Origin of the sequence: Clostridium uliginosum (genome assembly GCF_900112485.1) — a bacterium.
Taxonomy (GTDB): Bacteria; Bacillota; Clostridia; order Clostridiales; family Clostridiaceae; genus Clostridium; species Clostridium uliginosum.
In genome coordinates, this window is sequence record NZ_FOMG01000033.1 from 31367 (window position 1) to 43012 (window position 11646).

Annotated in this window: 7 protein-coding genes; 4 read left to right on the top strand and 3 right to left on the bottom strand. The window is 27.9% G+C overall.

Annotated features, from left to right (window positions below; genetic code table 11):
* Nucleotides 1–294 precede the first annotated feature (294 nt).
* The 4 genes from BM027_RS15890 to recJ all read left to right on the top strand — a co-directional run bounded on the left by BM027_RS15890 (nucleotide 295) and on the right by recJ (nucleotide 8292).
* Complete coding sequence (locus BM027_RS15890) at nucleotides 295–2244, top strand: DNA gyrase/topoisomerase IV subunit B (RefSeq protein ID WP_090094008.1); 1950 nt, start codon at nucleotides 295–297, stop codon at nucleotides 2242–2244.
* A gap of 327 nt (nucleotides 2245–2571) precedes the next feature.
* Nucleotides 2572–5481 (top strand): DNA topoisomerase IV subunit A, encoded by a 2910-nt coding sequence (locus BM027_RS15895; protein WP_090094011.1) that lies wholly within the window; start codon nucleotides 2572–2574, stop codon nucleotides 5479–5481.
* A gap of 179 nt (nucleotides 5482–5660) precedes the next feature.
* Nucleotides 5661–6197, top strand: a complete 537-nt coding sequence (locus BM027_RS15900; protein WP_090094013.1) for a DJ-1 family glyoxalase III — start codon at nucleotides 5661–5663, stop codon at nucleotides 6195–6197.
* A gap of 328 nt (nucleotides 6198–6525) precedes the next feature.
* Complete coding sequence (recJ, locus tag BM027_RS15905; RefSeq protein ID WP_090094024.1) at nucleotides 6526–8292, top strand: single-stranded-DNA-specific exonuclease RecJ; 1767 nt, start codon at nucleotides 6526–6528, stop codon at nucleotides 8290–8292.
* A 149-nt stretch (nucleotides 8293–8441) separates the two neighbouring features.
* Here the strand turns inward: recJ and BM027_RS15910 are convergent, their stop codons facing one another.
* The 3 genes from BM027_RS15910 to BM027_RS15920 form a co-directional block, all read right to left on the bottom strand.
* Nucleotides 8442–8630, bottom strand: coding sequence for a hypothetical protein (locus tag BM027_RS15910; protein WP_090094026.1), 189 nt, complete (start codon nucleotides 8628–8630; stop codon nucleotides 8442–8444).
* A 14-nt stretch (nucleotides 8631–8644) separates the two neighbouring features.
* Nucleotides 8645–9940: an acetyl-CoA hydrolase/transferase family protein gene (locus tag BM027_RS15915; RefSeq protein ID WP_090094027.1), complete on the bottom strand. Its 1296-nt coding sequence runs from the start codon at nucleotides 9938–9940 to the stop codon at nucleotides 8645–8647.
* A gap of 541 nt (nucleotides 9941–10481) precedes the next feature.
* On the bottom strand, nucleotides 10482–10676 hold the full coding sequence (locus BM027_RS15920) for an alpha/beta-type small acid-soluble spore protein (RefSeq protein WP_090094030.1): 195 nt from the start codon (nucleotides 10674–10676) through the stop codon (nucleotides 10482–10484).
* Nucleotides 10677–11646 lie beyond the last annotated feature (970 nt).

Here is an 11646-nt window from a genome sequence, read left to right on the forward strand (position 1 = left end):
ATATTTTGACATTGGTTGTAAAATAAAGTATATTCTTATAGTGAAGTAGTACATAAGTTCGCTTATTTAAATATTAAAAGATTAATTAAGTTAAAATAAAGGGTTTTCAACCTAAAGTATATAATACATATCAAATAATAAAGTAATTTTTATAATGGCTAGACATAGGCAAAGTAAACTTAAATAAATCAAAATTAACTAAATATATTATGGACAGGTAAGTTGTGTAATTTATTTGGAGATGTCTTAATTCTAAATATACACATTTGTCTATATGTTCTACAGGAGGATATTATGGAATTGAAAAACAGTAATTATGATGTAACCGACTTAACATCTTTAGAAAAATTAGAACCAGTAAGAATTAGACCAGGAATGTATATAGGTTCTACTGGAACTAAAGGCTTACATCATTGTATATGGGAAATAATAGATAACTCTATAGATGAAATAACTAATGGATTTGGAGATAAAATAAGTATAATTTTAAATGAAGATAAGAGTATTACAATTAGTGATAATGGAAGAGGAATACCTACGGGGATACATCCAGTTAAGAAAAAATCTGGAGTTGAAATGGTATTTACAGAATTGCATACAGGAGGAAAATTTGATAATAAGAATTATAAAACTTCTGGTGGACTTCATGGTGTTGGAGCAGCAGTTGTAAATGCGTTATCAAAATGGCTTGAGGTAGAAATTCATCAAAATGGTAATATATATAGACAACGATTTGAGTATGCTTTAGATAAGCAATTAAAGAAAAACATGCCTGGTACTCCAGTATCTAAGTTACAGATAATAGGCAATACAAAAGAAAATGGAACAAAAGTTACTTTTAAACCAGATGATGAAATTTTTTCAACAGTGGAGTTTAAATTTGATATTATAGATAGTAGACTACAAGAACTAGCATTTCAAAATAAAGGTGTTAGATTAGAACTTATAGATAGAAGAAAAGATGAAGAAGTTAAAAAAGAATATTATTCGGAAAATGGACTTTTAGATTTTATTCATTATTTAAATGAGAGTAAGACAGTAATTCATGATACACCTATTATGTTTGATGGGGAAAGAACAGTAAACAATATTCAAATGGAAGGAGAAGTATGTATTCAATTCACAGATTCTTCAACAGAATATATAGCAAGTTATGTAAATAACATTCCTACAACTGAAGCTGGAACCCATGAAACAGGATTTAAAACTGGAATGACAAGAGCTTTTAAGGAATGGGCTAAAAAACTTAACTTAATTAAAGAAAAAGATAAAGAATTTGAAGGAAATGATTTAAGAGAAGGAATTACTGCAATACTTAGAATTAAGATTACGAATCCTATATTTGAAGGACAAACTAAAACAAAGCTTGGAAATAATGAAGCATATACTATGATGAATGATTTAGTTTATACTAAATTTTCAGAATGGATTGAAGATAATAAGCCATTAGCAACAGTCTTAATTAATAATGCTTTAGAATCAGCAAAGAGAAGAGATAAAATCAAGAAAATAAATGAAGCAGAAAAGAAGAAAGTTGGAATAGGAACATCACCTTTAGCTGGAAAAGTGGCTGTATGTACTCTAAAGGACAAAACTGTTAATGAGTTTATAGTAGTTGAGGGAGATTCGGCTGGAGGTTCAGCAAAGCAAGCAAGAGATAGAAGATTTCAAACTATAATGCCTTCTAAAGGAAAGATAATGAATACAGAAAAGCAAAAGCTTGAAAATGTTTTAGCTTCAGAGGAATTAAAAATATTTAATACAGCTATTGGAACTGGAACCTTAGAAAATTATAAGCAAGAAGATATGAAATACGATAAAATAATAATAATGAGTGATGCTGATGTTGATGGATATCATATTAGAACATTATGGATGACTTATATTTATAGATATATGAGACCTTTAATAGCGAATGGACATCTTTATTTAGCGCAACCTCCATTATATAAGGTCTATAAAGTGAATAAGGGTGGAGAAACAATTAAATATGCTTATAGTGATGATGAATTAGAGGCAGCTAAGAAGAAGATTGGAAAGGGAGCATTAATTCAAAGATACAAAGGACTTGGAGAAATGAATCCTGATCAATTATGGGAAACTACTTTAAATCCATCAACTAGAACACTTATGCAGGTAACTATAGAAGATGCTGCAAAGGCTGAAAAGATGATATCACTCTTGATGGGAGATATAGTAGAACCTAGAAAAAATTATATGTATAAGTACGGAGAATTTAACTAAGGAATATTTTGACTAGTTATTTTTTTAAATATTCCTAATAAAAAATGCTCAATGCACAATTAATTAAAAAACTCCCTTATGGGAGTTTTTAAAAAATATATATTTTAAAATTTTCAAGAGAATTTTAACAATACATTGTGAATGGGACATTATTAAGTGATTCTTACGTTTAGATGGAGCTTTTTTATGAGAAATACTCTCTCCATCTGAGCCTTAGAAGAACTTGTTCAGGTGTGTAGCAGTGCTTAGCCCCAACTTTGATAGAAGATGGAGGCGTTGGTAATGTTGCAATTGGATAAATTACTAAAGTAAGAATGGAGAAATATTATGGCAAAGAAAGTTCAAATTATCCCAAAGGATAATAATATAATTAGAATCCCTTTAGAAGAAGCTATGCCAGAAAATTATTTACCTTATGCTATAGAGGTTGCAAAAGATAGAGCACTTCCGGATGTAAGAGATGGATTAAAACCGGTACATAGGAGAATTCTTTATGGAGCATATCTTCTAAAGGCTTTCCCAGATAGGCCTTATTATAAATCAGCAAGAATAGTTGGAGATATTTTAGGTAAGTTCCATCCACATGGAGATTCATCTGTATATGATGCAATGACTATTTTAGCACAAGATTTTTCTACTAGAGCTCCACTGATTGATGGTCACGGCAACTGGGGATCAATAGATGGAGATAATGCAGCTGCAATGCGTTATACAGAAGCTAGGCTTGCTTCTATTTCCATGGAAATGATAAGAGATATAGATAAAAATACGGTAGATATGGTACCAAACTATTCAGATAGTGAATTTGAACCAAAGGTATTGCCGAGCAGATATCCAAATCTATTAGTAAATGGTGCTTTTGGTATTGCAGTAGGACTTGCAACTAATATTCCACCACATAATTTAGGTGAGGTAACAGATGGAGTATTAGCTTATATAGATAACAACGAAATTTCTACTAAGGAATTAATGAATTATATAAAAGGACCAGATTTACCTACTGGCGGAATATTAATAGGAAAAAATTCTCTTATATCCGCTTATGAAACAGGAACTGGTAAGGTTGCATATAGGGCTAAAACTAAAATTGAAATATTAGATAATGGAAGACCTGGAATAGTAATTACTGAATTCCCATATAGGAGGAATAAAGCTAGAATACTTCAAACAATTTCAGAAATGACAGGAGATAAGAGGCATTCTAAAGCTTTAGAATTAATTTCAGACATTAGAGATGAATCTGATAGAAATGGAATAAGAGCAGTAATTGAATTCAAAAAGGCAGCTAATGAAGACAGTGTAGATCTAGTATTAAAGTATTTATTTAAAAAGACAGATCTTCAATGCAATATAAACTTTAATATGGTAGCTTTAGCGGATGGAAAGCCTGAAACAATGAGTTTAAAGGCTATGATACGGTATTATGTTAATCATCAAAAAGATATAGTAACAAGAAGAAGTAAAAGAGAACTTGAAGTAGCATTAAAAAGATACCACATAGTTGAAGGATTTATTAAAGCTATTGATGTATTAGATGAAGTAATAGTAGCGATTAGAAGTTCAAAGTCTAAAAAAGATGCTTCTCAGAATTTAATAGATAAATTTGGATTTTCAGAAGATCAGGCCCAAGCTATATTAGAACTTATGTTATACAGATTAACAGGGCTTGAAATAAAAGTATTTGAAAAAGAATATAAAGAACTTGAAAAAATAATAAAAAGACTTAAAAAGATATTAGCAGATGAGAAAGAGCTATTAAGAGTAATAAAATTTGAATTAAAAGAAATATGTGATAAATATAGTGATGAACGAAGAACTGTAATTATAGAAGATGATAGTCAAAGTAAAATTGATATTGAAGAATTGATAGTAGTTGAAGAAGTTATGATTACTTTATCTAGAGATGGTTTTATTAAAAGAATGCCACTTAAGAATTATAACAGATCAAACTTTAATCCAGAAGATATAGATTATAGAGAAGGTGATGAATTGCAGCACCTTATAAGTTCTAATACTAAAGATAGTTTACTTATATTTACAGATAAAGGATTTATGTATCAAGTTAAGGGTATTAATATACCTGAACATAAATGGAAAGAAAAAGGAGAGAGGATAGATACAATAATAAAAGCATTAAGTTTAGAGGATGAAAAAATAATTAATGTAATATCAATAGATAACTTTAATCCTAATAAGGTGTTTAGGTTCATAACAAAAAAAGGTGGAATAAAAGAAACTTCATTAGAAAAGTTTGAAACTTCATATGGAAAGCTTCAAGCATTAAAACTACGAGAAGGTGACAATCTTTTAAGTGTTATAATAAAAGATATTGAGGAAAGAGATAATTACTTAAAAATCAAGAGTAAGTTAGGCTTAGATTTTATTGTTGAAATACCAGAACTTGAAAATGTTCCTAGGAATATTTTATCAATACAATTATTTAATCTTTCATTAGATGATGAAATAGTAGAATTGCAAGACACAAAGGACAATGAATATTTTGAATTTAATATTGGAGTTACAGATAAGAATACATTTAAATCATATAAAAAAAATAAAGAAGATTCATTAAAAATAAGAATTGATTCTTTGAAATATATAGCTTTGTTTACAAATAAGGGATACTTATATAAAATACCAGCATTTTTAATGAAAAACGTAATGGAAAATGAGATTAAAGTGGAATCATTTATTGGAGATTTGGAAAAAAATGAGAGAGTTATTAGTATATTCTCAATATCTTCATATGACGATAATCTAGCAGTATATTCATTTAGTAAAAGGGGATTAGTCAAAAAGACATTATTAAAAGAATTTGAAGGTGATGGATTTAAGCAATGCTGTTATAAATTAAAATCCGAAGATGATGAAATGGTGTGTGCAGATATTAATAAGGCTACTTTAGGACATTTAATCATAATAACTAAAAAAGGAATGGCAATAAGATTTCCTGTTGAAAATGTTAATACAATGGGTAAGGTAGCTTCTGGAGTTACTGGAATTAGCTTAAGAGATGAAGATGAAGTAGTTTTTGGAACTTATATATCTAAATATTTAGAAGTAAATGGAAATAAGGTAATTATATCGCCTAAAAATCAAGAAATCTTATTAACATCAAAAGCTAAACAAAAAACAAATATAAGAGTTGATGATATTAAGCTTCAAAATCGTGCAGGTAGAGGAACCAACATAGTATTAATGCTTGATGATGAAATTAAAGAGATATCAGTAGTATAATAATATTTAGGCATATTCAAAAAAATATAGACTAATATGCTTGTATATTATTTTCTTGAATGTGTCTTAGTAGTGGATTAGGCATATGACACAAAATATACTAACACAGTAATTTGTTATTTTTAAAAATGTATCTTACTTATAGTACATTATCAATTAGAAGTATGGAGGGATTTTAAATGAAAAAAGTATGTGTTCTATTAGCAGAAGGATTTGAAGAAGTAGAGGCTTTAACAATATGTGATATCATAAGAAGAACAGGAATGGTTTGTGATTTAGTATCTATGAAGGAAAAAGAAGTAAAGTCTTCTCATGGAGTAATTATAAAATCCGATAAAATTTTTGATAAGAGCATGGAATATGATTTAGTAGCACTTCCAGGTGGTATGCCAGGTGCAATAAATCTAAGAGATGATAATCGAGTAATAGAGTTTATTAATAAGCATCATAAATTAGGTAAGCTAATAGGAGCTATTTGTGCAGCACCTATAGTTTTAGGTAAAGCAGAATTAACAACTGGCAGGAAAGTAACATCTTATCCAGGATTTGAGGAAGAACTAGAAGGATGTATATATAAAGAGGATAATGTTGTAGTAGATGGCAATATAATAACTAGCAGAGGACCAGCAACTACAATGGCATTTGCTTATACATTAATAGAAAAATTAGGCTATGACAAGGTTGATGATTTAGCTAAATCTATGTTATATAAATAAGGCACATTCAAAAAAATAATAGACCTATATGTTTGTCTATTTCGCATTATACTGCGTCAGTAAATATACGACGCATCTTTGGTCTGTTATTTTCTTTCATGTGCCTAATATTATTTATAATAATTAAATAATATTTTAAGAGAAATAACAATTGAACTATATAATCCACAATTTTACTTGCTTTTATTAAGAAAGTTAGGGAGAAATTGTGGATTATATTATTAAAAAATTAATTATAGATATAACAATTTTTTAGAATAAAGCTATGTTTTAAAATATCAACACTATTTTAAAACATAGCTTAGAATAAAAATAGATGGGGGTTATGATGAGAGAAAAGTGGTTTGTTAAAAATAAAAAAGTAGATTATAAAAAGATATCTATTAAATATGGTATAAGTGAATTAATGAGTAGATTAATAATAAATAGAGATATTAATGATGATGAAATGATAAAAAATTATATAAATCCTGATTTTAAAAATTTTTATGACGCAAGAGAAATGAAAGATATAGATAAGGCTGTAACTATACTAAAAGATAAAATAGAATGCAATAAAAAAATAAGAATTGTTGGAGATTATGATGTTGATGGAGTAATTAGTGTATATATTTTGTATACAGCATTAAAGAAGTGTGGAGCAAATGTAGATTATGAAATTCCAGATAGAATAAAAGATGGATATGGAATAAATGAGAGTATAATTTATAAAGCACAGGAAGATGATGTAGATACACTATTAACTTGTGATAATGGCATTTCTGCAATAGATCCTATAAAATATGCTAAAGAATTAGGCATGACTGTAATAGTTACAGATCATCATGATATTCCATTTATAGAAGATGAAAATTCTAAAAGGACTTTTATAGCATCAGAAGCAGATGCTATAGTTAATCCAAAACAAATAGAGTGTAAATATAAGTTTAAAAAAATATGCGGGGCAGCAGTTGCATTTAAACTTATAGAAGTTTTATTTGAAAAAGTGAAAATTGATAAAGATGAAACTTACAAATTAGTAGAATTTGTTGCAATAGCGACTGTGTGTGACGTAGTAGATTTAATTGATGAAAACAGAATATTTGTTAAAAATGGTCTTATGATGATAAATACTACTTCTAATTTAGGACTAAAGGCGTTAATGAAAGAAACTAAGATAGAAGATAAGGAGATAGGGACTTACCACTTAGGTTTTGTTATAGGACCATGTATAAATGCATCAGGTAGATTAGATTCAGCCAAAAGAGGACTTGAATTATTATTATCTCAAAGTGAAAATGAAGCTAATATGTTAGCTAAAGAATTAGTTGAATTGAATGATGAGAGAAAAGATATGACAAATGAAGGGGTAGAGAAGGCGATAGAACTTGTGGAGAATAGTGAAATTAAAAAAGATAAGGTATTTTTAATTTATATTCCTGAAGTTCATGAAAGTTTAGCAGGAATAATAGCGGGAAGAATAAGAGAAAAATATAATGTTCCTACTATAATACTTACAAAGGCAGAAGATGGAGTAAAAGGTTCAGGTAGATCCATAGAAGAGTATAACATGTTTGAAGAGTTATTAAGGTGTAAAGATTTATTAGATAAATTTGGAGGACATCCTATGGCAGCAGGCTTATCTTTACAAGAGGAAAATATAGAATTATTAAGAAGAAGTCTTAATCAAAATACATTACTTACTGAAGATGACTTAATTCCTAAAGTTACAATAGATACAGCTTTAAATTTAGACCAAATAAATTATCATATGATAAGTGACTTGAATATGTTAGAACCATTTGGGAAAGGAAATTCTAAGCCTTTATTTGGAGCGAAAAATGTTAATGCTATAAAAGCAATGGTGCTTGGAAAAAATAAAAATGTATTAAAAATTAAATTAAAAACAATACTTGGAAAAAGTATTGATGGAGTCTATTTTGGAAATATTAATGATTTTGAAGAAACAATACTAAATAAATATGGAAATGAAGAATTACAAAAGTTATACGATGGTACATACAATAGTGTAAATCTAGATTTAATCTTCTATCCAAGCATAAATGAGTATAATGGAAACAGTAATATTCAAATTATTATACAAAATTATAGATAACTAAAAAGTATTAATTTTAATTTTTGACTAGTTAGTTCTTTTACAATGCCTAACACTAAAAATAGAGATATGATTACAGAAGATGCATTACTAAAAATTAATATAGCAACTTCAATAATCATATCTCATTTTCTTTCAGGTGCCTTAAACTAATCTCCCATTATTTGACATACGTTTTCTATAAGTGTTTCTGTATAATTATCATATAAAAAATCCATATAACTACCACTGTTTTCATGTTGGCTTGATTGGAAGATTTGATATTGAATGTTATTCACCTTGTTATTAATTAAATCTAACTTACCAGAGATTTCTTTGAACATAGTTTTATCATTCATATTTATCACTCCTTCTACCAAATTCTATTTTTTACAGCTTCCTTTTTAAGTTCTTGTCTGAAATCAGGATGAGCTATAGCTATTAAACTATCAACTCTTTCTTTAATACTTTTTCCGCGAAGATTAGCCACGCCATATTCAGTAACAATGTATTGTACGTCATTTCTAGAATATGAAATTGCAGCTCCCATATAATGATTTGCAGTAATACTTGAAATAGTATCTTTTTTTGCTGTAGAATATAATGCAATTATAGATTTTCCACCTTCACTCATTTGAGCACCAATTCCGGTATCAGTTTGTCCGCCAGTTCCACTATATTGTTGAAATCCTAAACTTTCTGATGCACATTGTCCAGTTAAATCTACACAAAGAGATGTGTTAATAGAAACCATCTTATGATTTTGTGCTAGAACATAAGGGTTATTTACATAAGAGCATCTTTTCATCTCTACACATGAATTATCATCTAAGAAATCATATAATCTTTTAGAACCAAATGCAAAAGCACCAATTATCTTATTTCTGTGTAATGATTTTTTTCTATTATTTACTACACCGGCTTCGAATAAATCAACTACACCTTCGGTAATCATTTCTGTATGAATTCCTAAATCTTTTTTAGTTAAAAGTGATTTAGCAACTGCATTAGGTATTCCACCTATTCCAAGTTGTACAGTAGAACCATCTTCTACTAAGTCAGCTATATATTTACCTATTATTAAATCCTTTTCAGAAGGTTCCTTAGGAGATAACTCAGGTACTTTTTCATTGCTTGTATATACATAATCAACTTCGCTTATATGAACACATGTGTCTCCTAAAACTCTAGGTAGATTTTCATTTATTTCTAAAATTACAATATCAGCATTCTCTAAAGAATCTCTTTCATAAACTAGTGAAAGTGATAATGAAAAGAAACCATGCTTGTCCATAGGTGTTGCAGCACCAACAAATATATTAGGCTTTTTGTAACTAAGTCTATTAATACCTGCATATCTAAGGTGAGTTGGAATGTATGAAACTAAACCTGTTGAATGAGCCTTTCTAGCTGGACCAGCAAAGAAAGTACTTTCATTTATAAAATGTCCTTTCATACTTGGATCAGTGTGATATTTATAATCCAATGCACTAAGCATACTAACAACGGATACATTTTCCACTCTGTCCTTTACTTCATGAAGTCTTGAACAAAATGATACTGCTTCACAAGGACCTAGTGAGGTAACGATTTCATCATTGGATTTAACAAGCGATAAAGCTTCATCCACAGTAATAGATTTGTTTTTTAATTCTTCTGAATAATTCATAAAAATATCCTCCTACTTAAATAAAGTGTTATTTTATTAACAATTATAGTTATAAGAAATATAAGTTTATTTACTATAAAGCAATTCTTAGATTCATCTGTGTTTTACTTATGATAAATATAATATTTATCTCTGAATAAAAATAACTTATTTGGGCATTTAACAGTGTTTACATCTAAGTTTTATTTAATAAACTATATTACTAAACTAATTATATAATTTGCATGAAAAATACAATTAAATACAAAATGTTATAGAAGTAAAGTAAATTTTTTTCTTTAACTCTATAGTTATAATATACTACATTGTTAAATAAAACACAATACTATTTTCAGAATTTATTTAATATTTAGAAAATCAGATAAATTGATTATCTATGTTTTAAAATCGTGCTGATACTTAGTAGATATTGTTCAGTGAGCTAATGAATTTAGGAAAGATGTGAAAATATTAATACTATATTAAAAGAGAACTAATTAGTTAAAAAAATATAGAGGATAGTTAAAACTATCCTCTATAAAATATTAATCATGGTTGAATATTAGATATTGTTTTCGTATTGTTTTACCATTCTTTTAACCATTTCTCCGCCAACGCTTCCACATTGTTTTGAACTTAGGTCTCCATTATAATCTTTAAATGGAACGCCCATTTCGCTAGCAACTTCAGTTTTGAATTTTGATAAACCATTTTTAGCTTCAGGAACTAAAGTAGTATTACTATAATTATTACTCATAATATATCACCTCCATTAAGAATTTAAGTAAGGCACATAAAAATAAATAACAAGTCCAAAGTTGCCATGAATATTTTTCATCAGGCAAGGAAACGAATTGCCCTCATAGCGAGTCTATTAGGTCAATTTGCCGACCCAGCATGATGGGGAAATAGGCTGGCAAATGGACTTGTTATTTTTTTGATTGTGCCTAAGCCATCTTTAAATAAACGACTAATCAGTATTCTTATGTTTTTTGTACTATATTGAGTTAGTAAAGTCAGCTAATAACAACAGTATTAATTGCCTTCGCTTCCTCTTGTAGTTCAAAAATTCTAAGAATCTTTGACTAGTTATTTATTCTACAATGCCTAGTTTAAAAGAAATTAATAACTTCAGTATTCTAAATAGAATCTTTGGCTAATTATTTTCTTTTAAAGTTTCTTAATTCAATAACTATAGCTTGTGCAAAAAAAGTAAATTTATATTATATAAATGGAGGAAAATAAGGAGGACATTAACATACTTTGAATCTTTGATTTGTTATTTTGTTGCTTGTACCTAATAAATAGAGTATTCTAAATTGATGCTAACAATGGATAAAGTAGTCATAAAAATTAAGATATAATAAATAATTACTTTATATGAATAGAAAAGTTGCACTACATAGTTTCTATTATACTTATTTAATGTCCATAATTTATTTAGAACATATATAATTTCTAATTAATAAAATTCATTATTTTTAAAGTTAGCTTATTTACATTACTAAAAATACACAGTAAATTTAAATGAATAAACTTTTTTAGAACATATATATTTTAAATAATATACTTCAGAAAGACAGTATTGAATATAATATTAAGTAGAAAAGAATTTAAAGTTTATACTTAAATTAGGTTGTTGAGTAAACAAAAATTGTAAAAAATAAATAAGCCATTCCTTTGTGATATAATGATTTCGCTAAAAACAACAAATACATCACATAAGG